Below are 26,274 nucleotides of genomic sequence, written 5' to 3'. Positions count from 1 at the left end.
CACCACCCCCTAAGGAAAAGCCATGTCCCACCCGACGATCCGAGCCGGTTCAGCACCGGCGATCATCAGCCCGGAACTGATCGCGCTCGACGCCGATCTGGGCACCACCAAAGATGCTGTCATCGACGCGCTGGCCCATCGGCTCGCAGCAGATGGCCGCACGTCCGACGTCGATGCGCTCAAAGCCGCTGCCCTGGCACGTGAGTCCCAGTCGGCAACCGGCCTGCCGGGCGGCATCGCCATCCCACATTGCCGGGATGCGTCGATCGCCACCGCATCTCTCGGTTTCGCCCGCCTGTCGCCGAAAGTCGATTTCGGCGCGCCGGACGGCCCCGCCGACCTCGTGTTCCTGATCGCCGCACCCGAAGGCGCCGGTTCCGAACACATGAAGCTGCTGTCCAGTCTTGCGCGCGCATTGGTCAAGCCGGCATTCGTGGCGTCGCTGCGAGCAGCGGCCACTCCCATCGACGTGGTCGCCCTTGTGGAGGAGGTACTCGCGCCCGCCACGCCGGCGGGTCCGCCGGCGTCAGCCGCCTCGACCCTAGCCGCTCCGGCGGCCACCACCGACCCTGCCGACACGACGCCGACCGGCACCGACGGCTCCGACGTCCCGAACAAGACCCTCGTCGCGGTGACGGCGTGCCCGACAGGCATCGCACACACCTACATGGCAGCGGACTCCCTGGTCGCCGCGGGCGAGCGGGCCGGCGTGACCGTGCATGTCGAAACGCAGGGTTCGAGTGGCAGCACTCCCCTTGCGGCCCAGATCATCGCCGATGCGGGGGCTGTCATCTTCGCCACGGACGTCGGCGTGAAAGGCCGTGAGCGATTCGCGGGCAAACCGGTGGTGGCGTCCGGCGTCAAGCGGGCGATTAATGAGCCGGACGCCATGGTCACCGAGGCGTTGCGCGCCAGCCTCGACCCCTCCGCGGCCAAGGTCGCAGGTGACGCGGCCACCGGCGGCGACAGCGCGGCAGCGAGCACCGGTGTCGGCTGGGGTACACGTCTACGGCAGATCCTGCTGACCGGCGTGAGCTACATGATCCCGTTCGTCGCCGCCGGAGGTCTGCTCATCGCCCTGGGGTTCTTGCTCGCGGGCTACGAGATCACCGACACCGCCGAGAAGATCACTCTCGACAACTCTCTGACACAACTGCCCGACGGTGGGCTGAAGACCTACCTCGGTGCAGTGCTCTTCCAACTCGGGTCACTCGCCTTCAGCTTCCTTGTCCCGGCGCTCGCCGGGTACATCGCCTTCGCGATAGCCGACAGGCCCGGACTGGCACCCGGCTTCACCGCCGGTGCGGTCGCAGTGTTCGTCGGTGCGGGATTCATCGGTGGCCTCGTCGGTGGCCTGATCGCGGGCTTCGCCGCTCTGTGGATCGGCCGGATCGGGGTACCCCAGTGGGCTCGCGGATTGATGCCTGTGGTGGTCATCCCGCTCTTCGCCTCCCTGATCGTGGGTGTCCTGATGTTCGTGGTGCTCGGCAAGCCCCTCGCCGCGATCACCGACGGACTGACCGACTGGCTCAACGGGCTCTCCGGTTCCTCGGCCATCCTGCTCGGGATCATCCTGGGTCTGATGATGTGCTTCGACCTCGGCGGCCCCGTCAACAAGGCCGCGTACGCGTTCGCCGTCGCAGGCCTGTCGGTCACAGATGATGCGTCGCTCAAGATCATGGCCGCAGTGATGGCTGCCGGCATGGTTCCCCCGCTGGCGATGGCACTGGCATCGACGGTTCGACCCGGCTTGTTCACCGAAGCAGAACGGGAGAACGGCAAGGCAGCATGGCTCTTGGGTGCCTCGTTCATCTCCGAGGGCGCAATCCCGTTTGCGGCCGCCGACCCGCTGCGTGTCATCCCCTCGATGATGGCCGGCGGTGCAGTCACCGGCGGATTGATCATGGCCACCGGTGCCACGTTGAGCGCGCCGCACGGCGGCATCTTCGTGTCGTTCGCGATCGGTGGAATCGGATGGTTTTTCCTGTCGCTGGCCATCGGCACCGCGGTCTCGGCCGCATGTGTCGTCGGAGCCAAGCAGCTGATCAAGCCCCGTAAGCCACAGGCAGCGAAGTCGAAGGTTCTCGCCACCGCCTGACCCACCAGATGTCAGAACTCACGAAACCAATTGTCAACAAAGGAGAAATCATGCCCAGCACCAACGTCGCCGTCGGTTCGTCAGTCGGCCTGCACGCCCGCCCCGCCGCTGTCATCGCCGAAGCAGTCGCCGAAGCCGGTGTCCCGGTAACTCTTTCGGTCGCGGGCGGCGAACCGGTAGATGCCGGGTCGGCCCTTCTCATCATGACCCTCGGCGCCACCGCCGGCACCGAGGTCACTGTCGAGAGCGAAGACCAAGCGGCACTGGACACCATTGTCAAACTGGTGGCGTCAGACCTCGACGCCTGACCGGCGGGCGGTGCACTCGACTCTCGATTCGACGCCCGAACGCCCGCCCCGGTTGTGACAGCCGGTGCGGCCCCCTCGATGATGGACAACTCACGACGCGGTGGTCCGGGAACGATCTCCCGGGCCACCGCGTTATCCTTTGGCACTATTTTTGCTCCACCACAACGAGGAGGATCGTGTTCGAGGCTGAACAGCGTCATCTCGACCGGGTGTACGGCCGATTGGACCGGATGCGCCGCAACACCCAGTCGCGGTTGGCGTCTGCCCTCCGCGACACCGGCGGAACGCCGCAGGCCCGGTCCGAGCGTGAGTCCTACGAGCGCCTCTACACCGACGATCTGACAAAGTTCGATGCCGCCGAACACAACCTCTATTTCGGTCGTCTCGATCTCGAGACCGGGGAGGTTCGCCGTATCGGCCGTATCGGCATCCTGGACGACGACGAGCAGGACAGCACCCTGCTGCTCGACTGGCGCGCACCGATGAGCCGGCCGTTCTATCTGGCCACCCCAGCCTCTCCAGAGGGCGTGCAAGTCCGTCGCCACATCCGAACCCGCAACCGCAAGATCACCGCCGTCAACGACGAGCGGCTCGACATGACCGAACTCGAGGATGCCGACACCACCGGTCACGGCGACGTCGTGAACGAATCCGCGCTGATCAACGCCTTGAATGCCGCCCGCACCGGGCACATGACCGACATCGTCGAGACCATCCAGCGTGAGCAGGACGAGATCATCCGTGCCTCGCACCGCGGCGTCCTGGTGGTGCAGGGCGGACCGGGAACCGGGAAGACGGCGGTGGCCCTGCACCGTGCGGCGTATCTGCTTTACACCTACCGCGACACCCTCGCGCGCAGCGGTGTCCTCATCGTGGGCCCCAACACCACCTTTTTGAACTACATCGGCCAGGTGCTCCCCTCCCTCGGCGAGAGCGGCGTATTGCTGTCCACCGTCGGCGACCTCTACCCGGGCGTACGGGCATCGTTGACCGACAACCCCGTCGCCACCACTCTCAAAGGCGACCTCGCGATCGTCGATGTACTGCGGCAGGCCGTACGTGATCGGCAGGAACTGCCGAAGTCGCCCATCGAGCTGAGGTTCGACGGCTACCCACTCACGATCAGCAGCAAGGTGATCCAGCGCGCCAGGGGTCGGGCACGATCGTCTCGGCGCCCACACAATCACGCTCGATCGGTCTTCCTGCGGTCGGCGTTCGATTCGCTGGCGCAGCAGCACGCCGAGCGGATCGGCGCAAGCCTGATCGACGGATCGCAGTTGCTGAGCAACATGGACATCGCCGACATCCGCGACGAGATGCGGGCCGACCCCGACATCAATGCCGCCCTGGCACACTTCTGGCCGCAGCTCTCCCCACAGGTGGTCCTGGCGGACCTGTTGACCTCACCCGAACGGATTGCCTCCGCGACCCCGACATGGTCCGACAAGGAGCGTCAGTCCATCCTGCGTACGCAGCGCGGCGGATTCAGCGCAGCCGACGCGCCGTTGCTCGACGAGCTCGCGGAGATCATCGGCGTCGACGACGACGGTGACGAAGAACGTGAGCGAGCCCAGTGGCGACAGAAGCTGTCCGAGGCACAGGACGCCCTCGACATCCTGACCGGTTCGGCACCGCAAGACCTCGAAGACGAGCTGGACCCCGAGATCTTGATGGCCTACGACCTCATCGACGCCGAGCAGCTCGCTGCGCGACAGACCACCAGAGTTGCCCTGACAACCGCCGAGCGCGCCTACAACGACCGCACGTGGGCCTTCGGTCACGTGATCGTCGACGAAGCCCAGGAGTTGTCGGCAATGGCCTGGCGAATGATCATGCGCCGCATACCGAACCGCTGGATGACGGTCATCGGCGACACTGCGCAGACCGGAGATCCGGCGGGCACCACGTCATGGGACGAAGTTCTCAGCCCCTACGTGGCACGGCGCTGGCGTAAGTACGACCTGACGGTGAACTACCGGACGCCCAGCGAGATCATGGCCGTGGCTGCCCCGATTCTCGAACGCATCGACCCCGACATGGCCGCCCCGAACTCGATCCGATCGAGCGGCAAGGCCCCGACGTTCGAGCGGACGTCGGTCGACGACCTTCCGGCCACCGCGGCCAAACTGGCCACGGCATCACTCGACGGCATTGCAGCGATCATTGCGCCGGACGGACTGGTGGACCAGATCCGGGCGGTGACCGGAGAGATCGAGAACTCACCCGAACTGTCGGTACTGACCGTGGCGCAGTGCAAGGGATTGGAGTTCGACCGCACAGTCGTGGTCGAACCGGCCATGATCGTCGGCCAGTCGGCACGCGGGTGGGGCGACCTCTACGTGGCGCTGACCCGGGCAACTCAGCAGTTGGCGATTGTGCACAACGCCGAGTTGCCCGAACCGCTCCGGGCGCCTGCTCAGACCGTGTGAACGATCAGGACGTCACACTTCGACTTGCGCGCAACATCGGCGGGCACCGAACCCAGCAGCCGTCCTGCAATCGAGTTCAGACCCTTGTTACCGACGACAAGCAGATCGGCCTTGCTGTCGGCGACGAGGTTCAGCAGTGCGTCGACAGGTGATCCGACCACGGGCCGGGTGGAGATGTTGCCACCCCCGGCGTTGGCCGCACGCTCGCGCGCCGTTCGCAGGATCTCTTCGGTGGGCGCAGATCCGTGGACCTGGTACGCCTCTTCCTTGAGCACATCCGAGACTGCGGAAACGTCACGATCGTCAGTCGGAAAGTAGGCGCAAGCGATGATCAGTTGCGCTTTGTCACCACTGATCGCGCCTGCCCGCTCAACCGCCTTCATCGACGATTCAGAACCATCGGTTCCCACAACGACGGTCTGGTATGCGCTCATCCATCCTCCATCAATGTTCTGTGTAGATCACGGGCGCCGACGATTGTCCGTGCCCCTGCCACCCCGGGCGGCATCTTCCGTGGAGAGGGTATCCCGTAACGGCCGTTCGATTACGTGGTATTGGCCGACGGGACCGTCAGACGTACCGCTGACCAGGCAGAACAGCCCATCGTCATGACGATCACAGTCGGCCGGGTTCAGCGGATTCCGGCTGCATCCATGCCACGCAGCTCCTTCTTGAGGTCCGCGATCTCGTCTCGCAATCGGCCGGCGAGCTCGAACTGCAGATCCCGCGCCGCATTCATCATCTGGTCGGTGAGTGCAGCGATGAGGTCGGCGAGCTCGGCACGAGGCATGGCCGAGACGTCGCGCGAGTCGATGACACCCGAGGACGACGACGACCGGCCGGGCTCGCCCTGGGCCCGGCGGCCGCGACTCGAGTTGCGCCCCGACCCGCCGATCGCGACGGCGTTGTCCTCGGCTTCCTCGTACACCTGGTCGAGGATGTCGGCGATCTTCTTTCGCAGCGGCTGCGGGTCGACGCCCATCTTTTTGTTGTAGGCGATCTGCTTCTCGCGACGGCGGTCGGTCTCGTCGATGGCGTTGCGCATCGAATCGGTGATCTTGTCGGCGTACATGTGCACTTCACCGGACACGTTTCGCGCCGCACGACCGATCGTCTGGATGAGGCTGGTGGTGCTGCGCAAGAACCCTTCCTTGTCGGCGTCGAGGATGGCCACGAGCGACACCTCGGGAAGGTCGAGCCCCTCGCGGAGCAGGTTGATTCCGACCAGGACGTCGTACTCACCGGTACGCAGCTGCCGGAGGAGTTCCACGCGGCGCAGAGTGTCGACCTCAGAGTGGAGATATCGCACCCTGATGCCCAGCTCCAACAGATAGTCGGTGAGGTCCTCGGACATCTTCTTGGTCAGGGTGGTCACCAAAACGCGTTCGTCCTTGTCGGTGCGCAGCTTGATCTCGTGCACCAGGTCGTCGATCTGCCCCTTGGTGGGTTTGACCACCACCTGCGGATCGACCAGACCGGTCGGCCGGATCACCTGTTCGACGAACTCACCGTTGGCCTGACCCAACTCATAAGGACCTGGAGTTGCCGACAGATACACCGTCTGCCCGATCCGATCGACGAACTCACTCCACGTCAGTGGCCGGTTGTCCACGGCCGAGGGCAGACGGAAGCCGAAGTCCACCAGGTTTCGTTTACGCGACATGTCGCCCTCGTACATGGCACCGATCTGCGGAACCGTGACATGCGACTCGTCGATGACAAGCAGGAAGTCCTCGGGGAAATAGTCGATGAGCGTTGCCGGCGCGGTACCCGGACCGCGACCGTCGATGTGCCGCGAGTAGTTCTCGATGCCCGAGCAGAACCCGACCTGCCGCATCATCTCGACGTCATAGTTGGTGCGCATCCGCAGGCGCTGCGCCTCGAGCAACTTGCCCTTGCCTTCGAGTTCGGCGAGCCGCTCCTCGAGTTCGGCCTCGATAGAGGCGATGGCCCGCTCCATCCGGTCGGGCCCCGCGACGTAGTGCGTCGCTGGGAAGATGCGAAGGTTCTCCACCTGACGCACCACGTCACCGGTCAGGGGGTGCAGGTAGTACAACGCCTCGATCTCGTCGCCGAAGAACTCGATCCTGACGGCCAGTTCCTCGTACGACGGGATGATCTCGACGGTGTCGCCGCGGACCCGGAAGCTGCCGCGGGTGAAACTCACGTCGTTGCGGGTGTACTGCACGTCGACGAGCAGTCGCAGCAACGCATCCCGGTCGACCTCTTGGCCGACGTCCAGATGAACCGAACGGTCGAGATACGACTGCGGGGTACCGAGACCGTAGATGCACGACACCGAGGCCACCACCACCACGTCCCGCCGCGACAGCAAGTTGAACGTGGCCGAGTGCCGGAGGCGCTCGACATCGTCGTTGATCGAGGAGTCCTTCTCGATGTAGGTGTCGGTCTGAGCGATGTACGCCTCGGGCTGGTAGTAGTCGTAATACGAGACGAAGTACTCGACTGCGTTGTGCGGCAACATGTCCCGCAGTTCGTTGGCGAGCTGCGCGGCGAGCGTCTTGTTCGGTGCCATCACCAGGGTCGGGCGTTGCACCTTCTCGATCAGCCATGCCGTGGTCGCGGACTTACCGGTGCCGGTGGCACCGAGGAGTACCACGTCCTTCTCCCCGGCACGCAGACGCTGCTCGAGTTCCTTGATCGCTGTCGGCTGGTCACCGGCCGGCTTGTGGTCACTGACCACCTGAAAAGGTGCGTGTGACCGCTCGATCTCCCCGACCGGCCGGAATTCCGAGTGCGCAACGACCGGATGTTCTGCTGCAAAAGCCATGTATCCAGAGTAAACGCGACGTCCGACAAGCGGCGCCCTCCGAATGCGCCGTGCGCGAACACAGGAGACGCACCGGCTCGGCGTCGATCTCGTCGCGCCGCGGTGGGTTAGCGTGCTGCATGGCCGCGTTGCATCCACCCAAACACGAGGTCTTCGACGTCGCGGCGGGCACGAACACCGATCCGAAAGGATTCCGGCGACAGGTGGACACCTACCGGACCACCGACTTCGGGCTCTACATGGACCGCCCTGCCGACCACGCCGAGTTTCACCGCCTGCAGTCCTGGTTGCTCCCGGGCTTCGGTCTACGCGTCAGCATCTTCCATTACCGAGCCGGCTTCGAGCGTGACCAGCGGCTCTACATCGACGTCGGGATGTTCACCGGTCCCGACGCACACGGCCGCTGGCATTCCGAGGACTGGTACCTCGACCTGATCGACCGCCCCGGACGGCCGCTCGAGCTCGAGGACGTCGACGAGCTCTTCGACGCACACGCGGCGTGGCTGCTGCCCCACGACCGGGCCGAGGCGGCAGTGCGCATCGCTGCACGCACGATGGCGGGTGCCGCCGAGCACAACCACGACGTCGAATCCTGGCTGGCAGCGCAAGGCGCCGAACTGAACTGGGACTGAATGCGTTCAGCTCGGGGTGGTCAAACGGATGGTGACCGCGCGGCCGGGATCGGCGTTGGCGTGCAGTCCAGGTGTCAGCGCCGGGAAACCCCCGTCGGCGAGGGCATCGTCGAGATCGGCCGGATCACACTCCGGAGCGAGCTGCACTTCGAAGTCGAGAACGTCGGCGGCCCTTTCCCCGGCGGATGCCGTTGGCCCGACATGGGTCACGCCCACGATCTTCTCCGCACCTAGAAGACGCAACCGATTGCTCAGCCGGGTGGCCTGGAGCGACCACTCCGGGCGGTGATCCACCACGTTCTCCGGACGCCGGGCGCACGTCCGGGTGCGCACGTTGCGTTCGTAGGGAACAAGTCGCTCGTCCCACAGGTGGTGGGCCAGGGCCGCCAGATCGTCGGGACCACCACTGTTGTCGAGCCAGACGTCGGCGACGGCTCGGCGGTCCGCCTCGGAGGCCTGCGCCTTGATCCGCGCCCGGGCATCGGCTTCGGGCATACCGCGCTGGCCGGTCAACCGCGCCACCCTGTCCTCTTCGGCAGCGTGGACGATGACCACGAGATGGAAGAAAGGAGCGCTGCCGTTCTCGACCAGCAGGGGTATGTCCTGGACCACCACGGCGTCATCCGGAGCGGCCTCGAGGAGCTCGAACGCGCGGGCACCGACCAATGGATGCGTGATGGCGTTGAGCTTCTTGCGTTGCTCGTCATCGACAAAGGCCTTGGCGGCCAAGGCTGCCCGGTCAAGACTCCCGTCCGCCGCCAAGATGTCGTCTCCGAAGGCGGCGACCAGTTGAGACAGTCCGTCGGTGCCCGGAGCCACCACCTCGCGGGCGATCACGTCGGCGTCGATGATGTATGCACCGCGATCGACGAGAGTGCGCGCCACCGTTGACTTGCCGGCTCCGATACCGCCGGTCAGACCTACTCGAATCACGTGGTCAGTGTCACAGATCGGCGAGTGCGCATGCGCAGCAGGGTTGCGATCTGTGGCGCCTGCCGATCGTGGTCGAGTCCGTCGGGTCCTTGTTCGACGAGCGTGTCACGTATCGGAGCCGAAGCATCAAGCGGTGGCGGTCACGTCGTTTCAGCCACTGACACCCGACAGCTCATTCGGGGTGTTGTCCAGCTGGGTCTCGGCGATCTTGGTTCCGTTGGTGAGGTCGACCGCCACCAGCTTGTTGGCACTCGGATCGGTCACGTAGGCCACCGAATCCATGACAAAGAGTGTCGGGCGCGGGTCTTGCCACTCGACAGGTTCGGTCCAGTCCCCCACTGCTTCGATCTTGCGCGTGACCGCGGCGGTCTGCGGGTCGATCACGTGGATGTCGCCGTCGGTTCCGAGCACGAGCGCCTCCCCGTCGGGGCCGCGGCCAAGTGAACGGAAGCTGTAGCTGGTGCCGAGTTCTACCAATGCCAGCTCACCTGACTCGGTGTTGGTCAAGGTGACCCGAGTAGGCCGTTCGAGCTCTGCATCTTTGTCCACCTTGTAGTCACCCAGTACCACCGGTGAAGATTCCGACCCGGCCTGATTTCCGATACGGCCGTAGGGATCAGGGCTGGTGACCTTCCGAATGTCGTTGCCCCGCACGACAAGCAGGCCATCCTGGCATCCGAAAGCAAGTGTTCCGTCGGCGGCCATCGCCTCACCGTGGACGCCTGGGCACTGGTCGTTGGTGGCCAGCACCGCGTTGTCCGGCCCCAGGATCTGGATGCCGTTACGCGACTCCTCGGTGCCGACAGTGGTCACCAAGGTGCCGTCTTCACGTGCGACCGCAACACCGTGATGCGGAGGGACCTGATGCTTTTCAGACTCGGCGTTGCCGCGGGACAGTTCCGCGGGGGGTACGACATCGATCTCGCCGGTGCCGTCAGAGAACAAGGTGATCCGGCCATCGTGCGGGACCACGTGGCCCGGCTCTTCGCCGCCGAACCTCAGGTCCGTCATCGCCGGCGGGGCCGTGTAATAGTGGCCGTGGTCGCCGTGCTGGCGCGTCCACGTTCCCATGTCGAAGACGGTGAAACCGTCCGACTGCGAAACGAACAGGTGCCGTCCGTCGTCGGCCGGGTTGAGGCGAATGAACCCTTCGGTCTCCACCTCACCCACCGGCTCGAGCGACTCGGCATCGAGGACCTCGATGCCGGTCTCGTGTGTGTATGCCAACCGAGGTGTGGCCGATTGTTGTTCGACGGCAGACGAGGCCGCCGCCGAACTCTGGGTTGAAGTCGAATCACTGGAACCGCCATCACTTCCGCAGGCGGCTAGCAAGCCAACCGCCGAGAGGAGCGACACGATCCTTGGAGCACGAGTAGATTTCACGATTTGATGATCCTTGGTAATGATAATCATTGTCAAAACGCGATACGTGCATGTACAGACCACGAAAAACGCCCCCGGCCAGAAAGGCCGGGGGCGTTCTTGTCAGAGCTCTATCAGGCGTTGCCGGACAGCTTCTCGCGTAGAGCAGCGAGCTGCTCGTCGCTGGCAAGCGATCCACCACTCTTCGGCGCCGACGACGACGAGGACGTCGCGGATGCGGCGTCACCACCGGCCTTGTCAGCGGAATCCGACGAGTAGTCGGTCGGAGCGTTGGCAGCGGCCTCGGCGGCAGCGGCGAACTTCTCCATCTGAGCGGTGTGCATCTTGTGACGACGCTCGGCCTCGGCGTAGCGCGACTCCCACGCTTCCCGCTGCTTCTCGAAACCTTCGAGCCATTCGTTGGTCTCGGAGTCGAAGCCCTCGGGGAAGATGTAGTTGCCCTGCTCGTCGTAGCTGTCGGCCATGCCGTACTTCGACGGGTCGAACTCTTCGGTGTAGTCCTCGTTGGCCTGCTTAAGGCTCAACGAGATCCGGCGACGTTCGAGGTCGATGTCGATGACCTTGACCATCGCGTCGTCGCCGACCGCGACAACCTGGTCCGGCACCTCGACGTGGCGCTCGGCCAGCTCCGAGATGTGGACGAGGCCTTCGATGCCCTCTTCGACGCGCACGAACGCACCGAACGGAACCAGCTTGGTGACCTTACCCGGCACGATCTGCCCGATGGCATGCGTACGGGCGAACTGACGCCACGGATCTTCCTGAGTTGCCTTGAGCGACAACGAGACCCGCTCGCGGTCGAGATCGACGTCGAGAACCTCGACGGTGACCTCGTCGCCCACTGCGACAACCTCGGACGGATGATCGATGTGCTTCCAAGACAGCTCGGAGACGTGCACCAGGCCGTCGACGCCGCCGAGATCGACGAATGCGCCGAAGTTGACGATCGAGGACACGACGCCCTTGCGGACCTGGCCCTTCTGGAGCTGGTGCAGGAACTCGCTGCGCACCTCGGACTGCGTCTGCTCCAGCCACGCGCGGCGCGACAGGACGACGTTGTTCCGGTTCTTGTCCAGCTCGATGATCTTGGCTTCGATCTCCTTGCCGATGTACGGCTGCAGATCGCGCACGCGACGCATCTCCACCAGCGATGCGGGGAGGAATCCGCGCAGACCGATGTCCAGGATCAGGCCGCCCTTGACGACCTCGATGACGGTGCCCTTGACGGCCTCGTCCTTTTCCTTGAGCTCTTCGATGGTGCCCCACGCACGCTCGTACTGAGCGCGCTTCTTGGACAGGATCAACCGACCCTCTTTGTCCTCCTTGGTGAGGACGAGTGCTTCCACCTCATCGCCGACGCTGACAACCTCGCTGGGGTCGACGTCGTGCTTGATGGACAGTTCGCGGGACGGGATCACTCCCTCGGTCTTGTAACCGATGTCGAGCAGCACTTCGTCGCGGTCAACCTTGACGATGGTGCCCTCGACGATGTCGCCATCATTGAAGTACTTGATAGTGGCATCGATGGCGGCAAGAAAATCCTCAGCCGAGCCGATATCGTTAACGGCTACTTGTGGTGAGGTAATGGTCGTGGACGGCATATGTTAGATGGCTCCGGACAGGTTGGGTTGTAGGGACAGTAATGCGGGATCAACAGTGGCCACAGATGAGTGACCGGCATGAAGAACCACGCGGGCTCAGGCACGCGCGTGTCTGAGGATACGCCAGGCCCGCTGGGCTGGGCAAATACCCCGAAACCACAACCCCTGATGCGCACCAGAATCGACTCGCGAACCAGCGTATCTGCGAATCGCCGCTGGTGGGACGCCGATGCAGAGAATTACCACGAGGAGCACGGGGCTTTTCTCGGTGCCGAAAGCGCCGACGGAGACTTCGTGTGGTGTCCCGAAGGGCTACGCGAAGAGGACGTCCGACTGCTCGGGGAGGTCGCCGACCGCGTCGTTCTCGAGGTGGGTTGCGGTTCTGCACCGTGCAGTCGTTGGCTTGCCGCGCAGGGCGCGCGGGTGATCGGCCTGGACCTCTCCCGAGAGATGTTGCGGCGCGGGCAGGTGGCCATGGCCCCGGGCGGTCCACAGCCGGGGCTCGTCCAGGCCGGCGCCGAGCAATTGCCGTTTGCCGACAACGTCTTCGACATCGTCTGCTCGGCGTTCGGCGCCGTGCCGTTCGTGGCCGATTCGGCCGGGGTGATGGCGGAGGTGGCGCGGGTGCTCAAACCGGGTGGCCGGTGGGTGTTCTCGGTCAACCACCCGATGCGGTGGGCCTTTCCGGACGACCCAGGGCCTGCCGGCCTGACGGTCATGCTCCCCTACTTCGACCGGACGCCGTATGTCGAGACCGAGAGCGATGGCACCGTCAGTTACGTCGAGCACCATCGGACGCTGGGCGACCGCATCCGGGAGATCCGCGACGCCGGACTGCTTCTCGTCGATCTGATCGAGCCGGAGTGGCCCGAGGGTTTCGACCAGGAGTGGGGCCAGTGGAGTCCGCTGCGCGGTCACTACTTCCCGGGCACCGCGATCTTCTGTTGCACCAAACCCGCTTAGAACCGGTCCAGGACGGCGGCCGTGAACTCCTCGGTGGTGGCCGCCCCTCCGAGGTCGGGAGTGCTGAGACCACCGGCGATCACGGACTCGACCGCATCGCGAATCGCGTCTGCCGCGACGGCCGCTGCGCCGTCCCCGGTTCGCGCGGCCTGCCAGTCCAGCAGCAGCGCCGCCGAGCCGATGATGCCCACCGGGTTGGCCAGGCCTCGCCCGGCGATGTCGGGGGCAGCCCCGTGCGCGGCCTGCGCCATCGCCTTGTCGGCCGAGCTGTTCACCGACGCGGCGGTACCGAGTGAACCGGCCAGCTCCGCGGCGAGGTCGGACAGGATGTCGCCGAAGAGGTTCTCGGTGACCACCACATCGAACTCGTGTCCTCGACGGACGAGGTGCGCCGCCATGGCATCGACATGTTGCTCATCGACCTCGACCTCCGGGTACTGCCTGCCGACGTCGCGGCACACGTCCCGGAACAATCCGGTTGTCATCGTCAGCACATTCGCCTTGTGCACGATGGTCACCCGTTTTCGACGGGTCATCGCGAGCTCGAACGCGGACACCGCAATTCGTGTCGACGCCTCTCGGGTGACCACCCCGACCGCCAACGCCACATCCGGTGTCGGCATGAACTCCCCCGTGCCCCGCGCCATGTTTCGGTCTGCGTACAGCCCTTCGCTGTTTTCGCGCACGATGATCAGATCCATCCGCGGGTTCACCGCCGGTATGCCCGAATAGGCCTTTGCCGGACGGATGTTGGCGAACAGATCGAAGCGTTTGCGGATGAGCGCACCCGGGGTCAAGCCGGTGCGGTGCTCCGGCGGATACCCCGCCGAATCGTGCGGCCCGAGTATCCACATCTCCAATTCGTCCAGGGCAGCCAACGTTTTCTGCGGGATCGCATCCCCGTACGACTCGATGGCGGCGCATCCGATGTCGAGCGGTACCCACTCGACTGCGCGACCGGCGGCACCGACCGCCGCTTCCACGATCCGGGCCGCTGTGGGCACAACTTCCGGCCCGATTCCGTCGCCGTCGATCAGACCGATCCGATACGGGTGTGTCATGGCACCGATGCTTCCAGACCGGACTGCTGCGACACTTGGCCACATGCCGAACGAAGCACTGGGCAACAGCTCTCACTGGGGTTTGTTCACTGCATCCGTCGAATCCGACGGACTGCGTGTCATCCCGGACGCCGACGATCCCGACCCTTCGGCCCTGCTCGGCAACATCCCGGCATCACTCGATACCCGTGCACGCATTCTGCATCCCTACGTCCGCCGCGGATGGCTGGACGACGGACCGGGTGCAGGCGCACGGGGCGACGACGAGTTCGTGGAGGTGACCTGGGACCACGCGCTCGACCTGGCCGCGCGCGAATTGGAGCGTGTGCGTTCCACATTCGGCAACACCGCGATCTTCGGTGGCTCGTACGGCTGGGCCAGCGCGGGCCGCTTCCACCATGCACAGAGCCAACTGCATCGATTCCTCAACTGCCTCGGCGGATATACCCGGTCACGGCACACGTACAGCCACGGAGCGTCAGAGACGTTGCTCCCCCATGTGGTCGGCGGCCTGGAGCCGCTGTACGAGCCGACCACCTGGCAGGTGATGAGTGAACACACCGAGTTGTTCGTGTGTTTCGGCGGGTTCCCCGCCAAGAACTTCCAGATCAACGCCGGAGGGGTCAGCAAACACATCGTCCGAGGTGCCATCGACGTCGCCCGTGACAACGGTGCCGAGTTCGTCTTGATCAGCCCCCTGGCGGACGACTTCGAATTACAACCGCGGGACCGGTGGATACCCATCACCCCGGCGAGCGACACCGCCCTGATGCTGGCGCTGTGCTGGGTGCTTCTCGACGAGAAGCTGTGGGACAAAGAGTTTCTCGACGACCATTGCGCGGGTACCAACCGATTCGTCGACTACCTCTGCGGTCGGTCGGACGGCGTGGTCAAACACGCACGCTGGGCAGCGCAGATCTGCGGTATTGACGCCGGGACCATCACGGCACTGGCACGACGGATGGCGTCGTCGAGGACCATGGTGACCACGTCGTGGTCGCTGCAGCGGGCATCATTCGGCGAACAGCCCCTGTGGGCCTCCATCGCACTGGCCGCGTTCCTCGGTCAGATCGGGCTGCCCGGTGGGGGTTTCGGGCACGGTTACGGCTCGACGGGAGGGATGGGCGCCGCCAAACTCCCGTACGACCTGCCCACGTTTCGTCAGGGCTACAACCCGGTGCGTGAGTTCATCCCGGTCGCCCGCATCGCAGACATGCTGTTGCACCCCGGTGAGAGCTACGAATTCAACGGCACGACCATGAACTACCCGGACACCCGCCTGATCTATTGGGCCGGCGGCAACCCCTTCCACCATCACCAAGATCTCGGGCGCCTCCGACACGCGTTCGGGCGACCCGAGACCGTCATCGTGCACGAACCGTTCTGGACGGCGACCGCACGCCACGCCGACATCGTGTTCCCGGTGACCACCACACTCGAACGCAACGACATCGGCTGCGGACGTTTCGACGAGGCGATGGTTGCCATGCGACAGATCACCTCTCCCGTCGGTGAGTCGATGAACGACTACGACGTATTCTCGCACCTGAGCAAACGACTCGGAATCCACGAAGAGTTCACCGAGAACCTGGACGAACTCGCCTGGCTGGAGAAGATGTACGAGCAGTGGCGTGCGGTGACTCCCGACCCGTACCGGCCCCGAGAAGACTTCGCGCAGTTCTGGGAAAAGGGGCGGCTCGATCTTCACGGCGCGATGGCAGATCACGTGATGTACCAGGACTTCCGCAACGACCCCATCGCCCACCCGTTGGCGACCCCGAGCGGCCTGATCGAGATTGTTTCGGACACAATCGACGGTTTCGGGTACGACGACTGTCCGGCGCATCCGGCGTGGCTTGCGCCGCCAGAGGTGGCCGGGCTCGGCTCGGGTACCTACCCACTGTGCCTTATCGCCAACAACCCAAAGACGAGGTTGCACAGCCAGCTCGACCACGGCGCGTACAGCGCGGCCTCGAAAGTGCAGGGGCGAGAACCGATTCGCCTCCACCCCGACGATGCCGCAGCGCGCTCGATCAACGAAGGCGATGTTGTGCTGGTCCGCAGCGAGACTGCGCAGATGCTGGCCGGAGCGGTGCTCGATGAGCACGTTGCGCGGCATGTCGCACAGATTTCTACGGGAGCCTGGTACGACTACAGCGCACCGAACGTCGCCGACTGTGTGCACGGCAATCCGAACGTGCTCGCTCCTGACGTGGGCACCTCACGGCTCGCGCAGGGCTCGACCGGACAATTGGTGAGGGTCGAGATCGAGAGATACGACGGCGACCGTGCACCTGTTGTCGTCCACGACCATCACGCGTGGTCGAGGCAACAATGACGCGGCGCCAATCCAACCGTCGGGCCGTTCCTGCTGCGCCGCTCAGCTTTTCGACACAAACCGGACGAGGTGAGCGCTGATGGCGCATTCGATAGAGCTGATCTTCGACGAGAACACCGACACCGTCATCGGTGAACAGTGGGCCGCGCTGACCGAAGCAGGTCTCCCCAGTCAGGGCAACATCCGGTCGACGTCCAATCGGCCTCACGTCACCCTTGTCGCCGCGGACGCGATCGACCCCGCCATCGACTCGACCCTCGTGGCGATGACGGACGTGGTGGGGATGTCCGTAAACATCGGCGCCCTGCTGATCTTCAGGGGGCGACGCGCCACTGCGGCGCGTCTCGTGGTGCCGTCACTGCCGTTGTTGCACCTGCATGCGGCCGTCTATCGCACGGCCGCCTTGCACATGACGGGTGAACCTCTGCAGCATGTGACGCCGGGGAGTTGGACCCCACACGTGACGCTCGCGCGACGGCTCGAGCCTGGGCACATCGCCGAGGTCGCTGCGGCGCTCAACAATTCGCCCGATACCTTCACCGCCACCGTAGCCGGGTTGCGACGGTGGAACGGTGACAGCCGCGAAGAGTTCCACCTACTACCCAGAGCTTGAGTGGTGGCCGTCGCGCACGCAGGTCAGTGCGCGACGAGCCTGGCGATCGCACTCAGTGGCAACGGCAGCCACGACGGCCGGTGTCGCGCCTCGTACACCGCTTCGTACACGGCCTTGTCCAGTTCGTACGCCCGCAACAGCGCTGACGATGCGCGCGGATCTGTCCCGGTGACCGCTGCGTAGCCGTCACAGAATGCCGACGAGTTCCGTTCGACCCACTCACTGGCACGGAACTCGCGCTGGTGGGTTCGATTGGGCGACTTCTCCCCCAGCAGATGGTGTCCGGCGTAGTCGAACGACCGCAGCATTCCCGCAACATCTCGTAGCGGGCTGTCGGGTTTACGACGATCCGCAACCGACTTCACCGGCTCGCCCTCGAAGTCGATGAGCAGCCATTTCCAGGGCGTCCGCAGGACCTGGCCGAGATGGAGGTCACCGTGCACCCGCTGGATCATGGTCGGGCCGGCCTGTGCGGCCTCGTCGTACACGCGGAGCACGCCATCGCGGTACTCGGCGATGTCAGGGATGGCTTCGGCGGCCGCATCGAGCCGAGCGCGCATCTCATCGATCGCGAGGTCGGAAGCCTGGCGCTCTTCCGTGCCGAGGCCTGCTGCGAGGTCGGCATGTACGTGAGCGACCGCGGCACCGAGACGTTCTGCGTCGCCCGCGAAGTCGCTGCCGAGTTCTGCTGCGTGCAGATCGGCTTCGGCGAAGAGATCTCGCACACTGACCAACGCCATGCTCCAGCCGTCGGCGGCGTTCTCGACGAATTCTTGAGCCATGCCCAACGTCGTGGTCTCACCGTCAATCTCGGTCTCGACCCAGCCACGCAGAGCGGCGACGTGCTCACACCCCACCTCGCTGAGCGCCCGATGGAGTTCCACATCAGGATTGATGCCGACTTCGACCTGACGAAAAGCTTTGAACAGCAGCGACTCTCCGTACACCACCGACGTATTCGACTGTTCCACACCCAGACTTCGGCCCGTATCGGCGAGGTCGATGGTGACGTCGGGCAGCGTCCGGAACGCCAGCGGGCCGAGGTCTTCCTGACCGGCCAGCGCGGTGAGGTACCGGCCGAGGATCTCCGGGTCGTGCAGTCCGTCGTATCCCGCAGCGACTTCCGACGGTGGTTCGGGCAGTGACCAGGTCAGCAGTGGGTCGGACAAATGTGTCCGGAACCCGAGCGGGATCTGATAACGCTGCTGCGGACCCGCATCGAAATCTACTTCGACCAGTACGTGTTCGGCGGCGAACCCCTCCTCGTCGAGGAGTGGAACGCGCAACACCACCCGAACCTCGGCGATCGTTCGGTCCTTGCCGGAAAACCAGCGCTGACTCGGCAGCCAGCTCCGGAGATCAACGGCGAGCTGTTCGTCGCTGGGTACGGGAGTGGTCATGGCTGCACCGCCGCCTCTGCTTCACTGCTCAGCGGATAACCCGGGGCAACATTGGCGTCAGCCGGATCGGGTTGCAAAGCAAACCAATAGAACCCGTGACCCGGCAGGGTGACCATGTAGTCGTGACCCTCGATCTTCGGGAACGGGATCGATCCCGTCAGTTCCACCGGTATCCGGCCGTCGAACGGCGAGAGGTCGAGGATGACCGCTTGCGGGAAACGCGACAGGTTGTTCACGCACAGAATTACGTCGCTGGAACGACGTTCCTCGTTCGACGGGGCGAGTTCACGCAGATATGTCAGCACAGACGGGTTGTTGTTGCCAAGCTCCGTGAACGTCCCGAGGCCGAATGCCGGGTGCTGCTTGCGTACCTCGATCATCCGCCTGGTCCAGTGCAGCAAGGTATTCGTGGAATTCATCTGCGCCTCCACGTTCACCGACTGGAAGCCGTAGGTGGGATCCATGATCACCGGCAGATACATCCGGGCCGGATCGGTACGGGAGAACCCGGCGTTGCGGTCCGGCGTCCACTGCATGGGGGTACGAACCGAATCCCGGTCGCCGAGCCAGATGTTGTCGCCCATGCCGATCTCGTCGCCGTAGTACAGCATCGGCGAACCCGGCAGACTCAGCAGCAGCGCGGTGAACAGTTCGAGCTGATTTCGGTCGTTGTCGAGCAACGGTGCGAGGCGGCGGCGAATACCGATGTTCGCCTTCATCCGAGGGTCTTTCGCATACTCGGAGTACATGTAGTCACGTTCCTCGTCGGTGACCATCTCGAGGGTCAACTCGTCGTGATTACGCAGGAAGATCGCCCACTGAGCGGATTTCGGGATCGCGGGTGTCTGAGCCAGGATCTCCGAGATGGGGAACCTGTTCTGTCGCCGAACGGCCATGAATATGCGCGGCATCAGCGGGAAGTGGAATGCCATGTGGCATTCGTCGCCCTCCTCGGGTTCACCGAAGTAATCCACCACATCTGCGGGCCACTGGTTGGCTTCGGCCAGCAACACTCGGCCGGGGTACTCGTCGTCGACGACCTTGCGGCAACGCCGCAAGAACTCGTGCGTCTCCGAGAGGTTCTCGCAGTTGGTGTCCTCGCGCTCGAACAGGTACGGCACGGCGTCGAGGCGGAAGCCGTCGATGCCCAGGTCGAGCCAGAACCGCATCACGTCGATCATCGCGGTCGCGACTTCGGGGTTGTCGTAGTTGAGATCGGGCTGATGGGAGAAGAATCGATGCCAATAGTATTGGCCGCGAACAGGATCCCACGTCCAGTTGGAGATCTCGGTGTCGACGAAGATGATCCGGGCGTCGGAGTAGCCCGAGTCGTCGTCGGCCCACACGTAGTAGTCGCCGTACGGACCGTCAGGGTCGGTCCGTGATTCCTGGAACCACTGATGGGTGTCCGACGTGTGATTCATGACCAGGTCGGTGATGATCCGGATCCCCCGGCGATGAGCCTGCTCGAGGAGCTCTACGAAGTCGTCCACCGTGCCGAACTCGGGCAGCACCGTACGGAAATCCCGGATGTCGTACCCGCCGTCGCGCAGCGGCGAGTCGTAGAACGGCGGCAACCACAGGCAATCGACGCCCAACCACGACAGGTAGTCGAGTTGCTCGATCAGGCCGCGGAGATCACCGACGCCGTCGTTGTTGGAGTCGTTGAATGCTCGAACCAGCACCTCATAGAACACCGCTTTCTTGAACCAGTCGTTGTCGACGCGCAACGGCTTCGCATGAGCGAAGTCGTCTGACTGCGCTTCGACCAGATGGCCGTCCGCAGTGTGCTCGGCGTCGCCCGTGTCCGGTGGCGGCACCGGCGGTTCGAGCGGGTTCAGGGGGTTCTCCAGCGGCATGCACACCTCGTCGATCGGCTCGGCGGTTGACGTGACCAACCCTACGTGCTGAACGCAGCGTTGGTTCGGGTCGCACATACCCGGATTCCGCCGAAGCCACACATCCGCTACCGCAAAGCCGATATCCGCCGGCCGATGGCCGCTCCGGACGGCTTCTCACCCGGCAATTGCCGACCAGGAGCCGAACACCGAGGGTTCAGCGCCGAAACAGCTTGTTACCCAACCAGACCAGTGGATCGTACTTGCGATCCACAACACGTTCCTTCATCGGGATCAGCGCATTGTCGGTGATCTTGATGTGCTCGGGGCATACTTCTGAACAACACTTGGTGATGTTGCACAGCCCCAGGCCGTGCTCTGCCTGCGCCGAATCGCGACGTTCGGCGACGTCGAGCGGGTGCATGTCCAGTTCGGCGATCCTCATCAGATAGCGGGGGCCGGCGAACTGCTCCTTGTTCTCCTCGTGATCGCGGACGACGTGGCAGGTGTCCTGGCAGAGGAAACACTCGATGCACTTGCGGAACTCCTGAGAGCGCTGGACGTCCACCTGCTTCATCCGGTACTCCCCCGCCTTGAGGCCCGGCGGCGGCGTGAACGACGGGATCTCACGGGCCTTCTGGTAGTTGAACGACACGTCGGTGACGAGGTCCCGGATCACCGGGAACGTGCGCAGTGGGGTCACGGTGATGACGTCTGCCTCGGTGAAGGTCGACATCCTGGTCATGCACAACAGCTTTGGCCGGCCGTTCACCTCAGCCGAGCACGAGCCACACTTGCCTGCCTTGCAGTTCCAGCGCACCGCCAGATCGGGCGTCTGGGTGGCCTGGAGCCGGTGGATGATGTCGAGTACCACCTCGCCCTCGTTCACGTTGACGGTGAAGTCCTGCAGTTCACCACCCTCTATGTCCCCGCGCCAGATCCGGAAGTTGGCGTCATACCCCATGTCGAATCTCCTGCCTCGTCGGCGCTGAGCGCACGGTCATGCCCCGGCGCCGGCATTCGGATGCCCCGAGATCTCGTCGGCCGTGTAGTACTTCTCGATCTCGTCGAAGTCGAAGAGCTCGAGGAGCTCCGGCCGTATCTGAACCTGTTCCTTCTTCTCGATCGAGACCTCCGGAACGGGATCGTCGCCTGACCCGTCGGCCGTACAGACCAGCAGTGTGTTGCGCCAGGCCGAGTCCATCCCCGGGTAGTCGTCGCGCGTGTGACCCCCGCGACTCTCGGTGCGCATCAGCGCTGCCTTGGCCACGCACTCGCAGACGATCAGCATGTTGCGCAGGTCGACAGCAAGGTGCCAACCCGGGTTGAACTGGCGGTGGCCTTCCACCTGCATCCCGGAGAGCCGACCGCGGATCTCGGCGAGGACTTCGATGGCTTCCTCGACCTCGTCAGCTTTGCGAATGATGCCGACCAGATCGTTCATGGCCTGCTGGAGGTCTATCTGCAGCGTGTACGGATTCTCGGGCTTGCCCTCGGCGGGTGGATCAAAAGGCGCGAGCGCGAACTTGGCTGCCCGGTCGATGTCGTCGTCGGACACCGTCGGGTGCGACTCGAGCGATTCCACGTACGCCGCTGCCCCGAGTCCGGCCCGACGGCCGAACACCAGCAGATCGGACAACGAGTTGCCGCCGAGTCGATTCGACCCGTGCATCCCGCCAGAGCACTCCCCTGCCGCGAACAGACCCGGAACCGCGGCCGCACCGGTATCCGGGTCCACCTCGATACCGCCCATCACGTAGTGGCACGTGGGACCCACTTCCATCGGTTCGGCGGTGATGTCCACGTCGGCCAGTTCTTTGAACTGATGATGCATCGACGGCAGCCGACGGATGATCTCGTCTGCCGGCATCCGCGATGCGATGTCGAGGAACACCCCTCCGTGCGGCGTACCGCGTCCGGCCTTGACCTCCTCGTTGATGGCCCGGGCCACTTCGTCTCGTGGCAAGAGGTCGGGAGTCCTCCGGGCACTGTCGTTGTCGGCCAGCCATTCGTCGGCCTCTTCTTCGGTCTCGGCGTACTGGCCCTTGAACACCGGTGGGATGTAATCGAACATGAAGCGCTTGCCGTCGGTGTTCTTCAGAACTCCGCCATCGCCGCGCACACCCTCGGTCACCAGGATTCCCTTGACGCTGGGAGGCCACACCATCCCGGTTGGGTGGAACTGGATGAACTCCATGTTGATCAAGCTGGCGCCGGCCCGCAGTGCCAGGGCATGCCCGTCGCCGGTGTACTCCCATGAGTTGGAGGTGACCTTGAACGACTTACCGATCCCGCCGGTTGCCAGCACCACCGCCGGCGACTCGAACAGGACGAACCTGCCCGACTCCCGCCAATACCCGAAGGCACCTGAAATCGCGTCGCCGTCCTTGAGCAGCTCGGTGATCGTGCATTCGGCGAACACCTTGATACGCGACTCGTAATCCCCGGTGGCAGCGAAGTCTTCTTGCTGCAGAGACACGATCTTCTGCTGCATGGTGCGGATCAGCTCCAGACCCGTCCGGTCGCCGACATGTGCCAAGCGAGGATAGGTGTGCCCGCCGAAGTTCCGCTGCGAGATCCGGCCGTCCTCGGTTCGGTCGAACAATGCACCGTAGGTCTCCAGTTCCCAGACCCGGTCCGGTGCCTCTTTGGCGTGCAACTCGGCCATCCGCCAGTTGTTGAGGAACTTGCCCCCGCGCATGGTGTCCTTGAAGTGCGTCTGCCAGTTGTCCTTCGAGTTGGCGTTACCCATCGACGCCGCGCAACCGCCTTCGGCCATCACGGTGTGCGCCTTGCCGAACAGCGATTTGCAGACCACCGCCACCGAATGGCCTCGTTCTCGGGCCTCGATGACCGCACGCAGGCCTGCGCCACCGGCGCCGATGACCACGACGTCGTACTGATGCCGTTCTGTTTCGGTCATCTACAGTTGACTCCTCTGGGGTGAGAGTGGGATGACTGGGGATCCATCACTCGAAATATGCTGTGAGGCAAGAGATCAACCCACAAATCGCAGATCCGAGATCGTGTCGCTGGCAACGAGCATCACGTAGAAATCGGTGAGGACAAGCGTGCCCAGCGTGATCCAGGCGAACTGCATGTGCCGGGTGTTGAGCTTGGACACCTGCGTCCACACCCGGTATCGGATGGGATGAGCGGAAAAGTGTTTGAGGCGGCCGCCGGTGACATGCCGACAGGAATGGCACGAGATCGTGTAGATCCAGAGCAACACCACGTTGGCGATCAGGATCACGTTGCCAAGACCGAAACCGAAGCCCCCACCTTTGCCGTGGAATGCCGTGAGAGCGTCGTAGGTGTTGATCACCGACACGATGACCGCCGCATAAAAGAAGTACCGATGCGCGTTCTGGATGATCAGCGGTAGCCGCGTCTCCCCCGTATAGCGACTGTGTGGCTCGGCGACCGCGCACGCCGGCGGCGAGAACCAGATCGAGCGATAGTAGGCCTTGCGGTAGTAATAGCAGGTCAATCGGAAACCGAGCAGGAACGGCAACACCACGAACCCGAGCGGAATCCAGATGGGCAGTTCCGGGAACGGAGTGCCGAAGTGACTCGAGCCGGGCACGCACGACTCGCTGAGACAGGGTGAATAGAACGGCGTGAGGTAGTGATAGTCCTCGACCCAGTACGCGCTGCGGACAAACGAGCGCACCGTGGCGTAGATGATGAACGCGGAGAGTCCCAACACCGTCAGCAAGGGCGGAACCCACCACCGGTCTTCGCGGAGGGTGCGCACCAAGATGCGTGCCCGACCCGGCGAAAAGACTCCCGTTGTGCCCCGCTCAGTCGCGGGGGCGCTCACATCGTCCGCTTACGCGAGTGGAAACCCAGCCCTTCGTCTTGTGCGCCCAGCCATGCCGACTCGTCGGACTTGCTGTCGGGTACGTACACCACGTCGGACTTGTTGACCGGTGGCCGCAGCATGCGCGGTGGCGACTGCTCGAAATCGTGCAGGTCGATCTCGAGCCGGTCGAGATCATTGGTCAGACGGCGCACCGAGTCGGCGTCCCCGTACTGCAATTTCAGCGCGACGATGTGGTGCCGCAGAGCTCCGATGCTGTGATGGAGTTCGTTCATACCGGCTGATGCCATGTCCATACCTCCAAGCGATGTGTGACTTCAACCACACTACTGGGGGTGCCGCTGGATTCTCGTCTTTTTACCAATGTGTCCTGTCACGCGTCGAATGCGCGGGCTTTCCCGAGGAGAACGTCTCGCTCCCTTTGGTTTCCGGTCATCTCCGCTGCAGCCAGCAATTCGGTACGTGCCTCCTCAACCCGCCCGAGCTGCCCCAAGAGCTCGCCGCGGACCGCCGGGAGCAGGTGTGAGCGCGCCAGCGCACCGTCTGCGACGAGTCCGTCGACGATGTCGAGTGCTGCCGCCGGGCCAGAGGCCTTCGAGACCGCGACAGCACGATTGAGTTCGACAACCGGAGACGGGGACAGGCGGCCGAGCGCCTCGTAGAGCAGGACGATGCGTGACCAGTCGGTGTCCTCGGCGGCCGGCGCGCTCGCATGGCATTCGGCCAGCGCCGCCTGCAGACCGTAGGGACCGCGTCCGCGACCGCATGCGTCGGCGCGAGCCAGCGCCGCGACGCCCCGGCGGATCTGGATACGGTCCCATCGACTGCGGTCTTGGTCGGCCAGCAGGATCGGCGAACCGTCTCGTGCTGTGCGTGCGGCGAAACGTGATGCCTGGAACTCCATCAACGCCACCAGCGAGTGCACTTCGGGTTCGTCGGGGACGAGTCCTGCCAGGATCCGCCCGAGCCGCAACGCCTCGTCGCACAACTCGGTGCGGATCCACCGCTCGCCTGATGACGCGGCGTAACCCTCGTTGAACACCAGGTAGATCACACTCAGCACGGCGGAGAGCCGGCGCGGATAGTCCTCGCGGGTCGGCACCTCGAACGGCACCCGAGCTGCGCTGAGCGTTTTCTTCGCGCGCACGATTCGCTGTTGAACGGTCGCCGTGGACACGAGGAACGCCTTGGCGATCTCTTCGGCGGTGAGACCACCGACGACTCTCAACGTCAGAGCGATCTGTCCCTCCCGCGACAACACCGGGTGGGCGGAGACGAAGACCAGCCGCAACACGTCGTCGTCGATGTGGTCGGGGTCCCAGCCGAGGTCGGCATCCGGCCTGGAATCGAGGTCGCGGGCCATCTCCGCATACTTGGCGTCGAGACGTTCCTGCCGACGCCAGCCATCGACTGCCCTTCGCTTGGCCACCGAGGTGAGCCAGGCGCCCGGATTCCGCGGGACACCCGACTCCGACCACTGCGTCAGCGCCTGGACCAGCGCCTCCTGGGCCAGGTCCTCGGCGACACCGACATCACCGACCATCCGTGTCAGGGTGGCGATGATCTTGGCCGCCTCCATCCGCCACACCGCGTCGACGGTGCGGCGGATGGGGTCGCTGGAACTCACCTGCGCTCAGATCAGCTGGTGCGCTGATCGAGCTTCTCGCGCCACTGCTCTTCCTTCTGAATCCACTCGTTGTCGGCCGGGAAGTCCTCGACCTCGGTGACGCGGCGCACCTCGAGCTTCACGCCCGGACCCAACGGGCAACGCGAAGCCCATTGCGCCGCTTCCTCTTTGCTCGCGACCTGCAGGATCCAGAAGCCGCTGAAGAGTTCCTTCGCCTCGGCGTACGGGCCGTCGGTGACCACCGGCGGGTCGGAGTCGAAGTCCACCACGAAACCTTCTTCTGCGCCCGAGAGGCCTTCACCGGCGAGCAGTACACCCGCCTTCATCAGCGACTCGTTGTACGCGCCCATGGCAGCGATGATCTCCTCGAAGGCCATCGACTTACTCGCTTCGATGGCTTCTTCACTGGTTCGCATGATCAGCATGTAGCGCATTG

At 64.3% G+C, this 26,274-nt stretch carries 21 protein-coding genes; 7 read left to right on the top strand and 14 right to left on the bottom strand.

Translation table 11 applies throughout. The features are described from left to right. The first annotated feature begins 22 nt into the window (after positions 1-22). The 3 genes from CSW57_RS00405 (at position 23) to CSW57_RS00395 (ending at position 4,835) form a co-directional block, all read left to right on the top strand. Entirely contained in the window at positions 23-2,098 is a 2,076-nt protein-coding gene (locus tag CSW57_RS00405; RefSeq protein WP_099380979.1) for a PTS fructose transporter subunit IIABC, read from the top strand. A gap of 50 nt (positions 2,099-2,148) precedes the next feature. Then, positions 2,149-2,406: an HPr family phosphocarrier protein gene (locus CSW57_RS00400; protein WP_099381018.1), complete on the top strand. Its 258-nt coding sequence runs from the start codon at positions 2,149-2,151 to the stop codon at positions 2,404-2,406. A gap of 230 nt (positions 2,407-2,636) precedes the next feature. After that, positions 2,637-4,835: a HelD family protein gene (locus CSW57_RS00395; RefSeq protein WP_099381017.1), complete on the top strand. Its 2,199-nt coding sequence runs from the start codon at positions 2,637-2,639 to the stop codon at positions 4,833-4,835. Here the strand turns inward: CSW57_RS00395 and CSW57_RS00390 are convergent. Together CSW57_RS00390 and uvrB are read right to left on the bottom strand one after the other, a co-directional pair. Beyond that, complete coding sequence (locus CSW57_RS00390) at positions 4,823-5,269, bottom strand: universal stress protein (protein WP_023960716.1); 447 nt, start codon at positions 5,267-5,269, stop codon at positions 4,823-4,825. The two genes, CSW57_RS00395 and CSW57_RS00390, sit on opposite strands and share 13 nt — an antisense overlap. 197 nt (positions 5,270-5,466) lie before the next feature. Beyond that, positions 5,467-7,626, bottom strand: coding sequence for an excinuclease ABC subunit UvrB (gene uvrB, locus CSW57_RS00385; protein ID WP_099380978.1), 2,160 nt, complete (start codon positions 7,624-7,626; stop codon positions 5,467-5,469). Between the two features lie 119 nt (positions 7,627-7,745). Between uvrB and CSW57_RS00380 the strand changes: the two genes are divergently transcribed. Continuing rightward, positions 7,746-8,258, top strand: coding sequence for a DUF402 domain-containing protein (locus CSW57_RS00380; protein ID WP_099380977.1), 513 nt, complete (start codon positions 7,746-7,748; stop codon positions 8,256-8,258). 6 nt (positions 8,259-8,264) lie between these two features. On the opposite strand, the gene coaE is transcribed toward CSW57_RS00380, so the two are convergent. From coaE to rpsA, 3 genes are all read right to left on the bottom strand, one after another. After that, complete coding sequence (gene coaE / locus CSW57_RS00375; protein WP_099380976.1) at positions 8,265-9,191, bottom strand: dephospho-CoA kinase; 927 nt, start codon at positions 9,189-9,191, stop codon at positions 8,265-8,267. 150 nt (positions 9,192-9,341) lie between these two features. Then, positions 9,342-10,604 (bottom strand): zinc metallochaperone AztD, encoded by a 1,263-nt coding sequence (gene aztD / locus CSW57_RS00370; protein WP_223248954.1) that lies wholly within the window; start codon positions 10,602-10,604, stop codon positions 9,342-9,344. Between the two features lie 83 nt (positions 10,605-10,687). Next, positions 10,688-12,175, bottom strand: a complete 1,488-nt coding sequence (gene rpsA / locus CSW57_RS00365) for a 30S ribosomal protein S1 (protein ID WP_099380975.1) — start codon at positions 12,173-12,175, stop codon at positions 10,688-10,690. Between the two features lie 168 nt (positions 12,176-12,343). Between rpsA and CSW57_RS00360 the strand changes: the two genes are divergently transcribed. Beyond that, complete coding sequence (locus tag CSW57_RS00360; protein WP_099380974.1) at positions 12,344-13,138, top strand: class I SAM-dependent methyltransferase; 795 nt, start codon at positions 12,344-12,346, stop codon at positions 13,136-13,138. Here CSW57_RS00360 and CSW57_RS00355 read toward each other — a convergent pair. Further along, complete coding sequence (locus CSW57_RS00355; RefSeq protein ID WP_099380973.1) at positions 13,135-14,199, bottom strand: isocitrate/isopropylmalate dehydrogenase family protein; 1,065 nt, start codon at positions 14,197-14,199, stop codon at positions 13,135-13,137. The two genes, CSW57_RS00360 and CSW57_RS00355, sit on opposite strands and share 4 nt — an antisense overlap. Before the next feature lie 43 nt (positions 14,200-14,242). Between CSW57_RS00355 and CSW57_RS00350 the strand changes: the two genes are divergently transcribed. Both CSW57_RS00350 and CSW57_RS00345 read left to right on the top strand, forming a co-directional pair. Beyond that, positions 14,243-16,537, top strand: a complete 2,295-nt coding sequence (locus CSW57_RS00350) for a molybdopterin-dependent oxidoreductase (RefSeq protein ID WP_099380972.1) — start codon at positions 14,243-14,245, stop codon at positions 16,535-16,537. 79 nt (positions 16,538-16,616) lie between these two features. Further along, complete coding sequence (locus CSW57_RS00345) at positions 16,617-17,150, top strand: 2'-5' RNA ligase family protein (RefSeq protein ID WP_099380971.1); 534 nt, start codon at positions 16,617-16,619, stop codon at positions 17,148-17,150. Positions 17,151-17,173: 23 nt separating this feature from the next. Here CSW57_RS00345 and CSW57_RS00340 read toward each other — a convergent pair whose 3' ends face one another. From CSW57_RS00340 to CSW57_RS00305, 8 genes are all read right to left on the bottom strand, one after another. After that, positions 17,174-18,550, bottom strand: a complete 1,377-nt coding sequence (locus CSW57_RS00340) for a maltokinase N-terminal cap-like domain-containing protein (protein ID WP_099380970.1) — start codon at positions 18,548-18,550, stop codon at positions 17,174-17,176. Then, positions 18,547-20,409, bottom strand: a complete 1,863-nt coding sequence (gene treS / locus CSW57_RS00335; protein ID WP_189339089.1) for a maltose alpha-D-glucosyltransferase — start codon at positions 20,407-20,409, stop codon at positions 18,547-18,549. Before treS ends, CSW57_RS00340 begins: the two co-directional genes overlap by 4 nt. A 196-nt stretch (positions 20,410-20,605) precedes the next feature. Next, positions 20,606-21,352 carry a succinate dehydrogenase/fumarate reductase iron-sulfur subunit gene (locus CSW57_RS00330; RefSeq protein WP_030173125.1) on the bottom strand — a complete coding sequence of 249 codons (747 nt, stop codon included), beginning with the start codon at positions 21,350-21,352 and terminating at the stop codon, positions 20,606-20,608. 36 nt (positions 21,353-21,388) lie between these two features. After that, positions 21,389-23,311, bottom strand: a complete 1,923-nt coding sequence (locus CSW57_RS00325) for a fumarate reductase/succinate dehydrogenase flavoprotein subunit (RefSeq protein WP_099380969.1) — start codon at positions 23,309-23,311, stop codon at positions 21,389-21,391. A gap of 75 nt (positions 23,312-23,386) precedes the next feature. Then, the gene (locus CSW57_RS00320; RefSeq protein WP_099380968.1) at positions 23,387-24,211 is read right to left on the bottom strand and encodes a hypothetical protein; all 825 of its coding nucleotides are present in this window, start codon (positions 24,209-24,211) and stop codon (positions 23,387-23,389) included. Further along, entirely contained in the window at positions 24,208-24,501 is a 294-nt protein-coding gene (locus tag CSW57_RS00315; RefSeq protein ID WP_099381014.1) for a hypothetical protein, read from the bottom strand. The genes CSW57_RS00320 and CSW57_RS00315 overlap by 4 nt, the downstream gene beginning before the upstream one ends. A gap of 83 nt (positions 24,502-24,584) precedes the next feature. Then, on the bottom strand, positions 24,585-25,790 hold the full coding sequence (locus CSW57_RS00310) for an RNA polymerase sigma factor (protein WP_099381013.1): 1,206 nt from the start codon (positions 25,788-25,790) through the stop codon (positions 24,585-24,587). Between the two features lie 59 nt (positions 25,791-25,849). After that, positions 25,850-26,272, bottom strand: a complete 423-nt coding sequence (locus tag CSW57_RS00305) for a YciI family protein (RefSeq protein ID WP_099380967.1) — start codon at positions 26,270-26,272, stop codon at positions 25,850-25,852. Positions 26,273-26,274: the final 2 nt, after the last annotated feature.

It is taken from the genome of Williamsia muralis, from assembly GCF_002735905.1.
Classification (GTDB): domain Bacteria; phylum Actinomycetota; class Actinomycetes; order Mycobacteriales; family Mycobacteriaceae; genus Williamsia; species Williamsia muralis_A.
The sequence above is the reverse complement of the archived record's forward strand: the minus strand, read 5'-3'. Positions and strand labels throughout refer to the sequence as shown.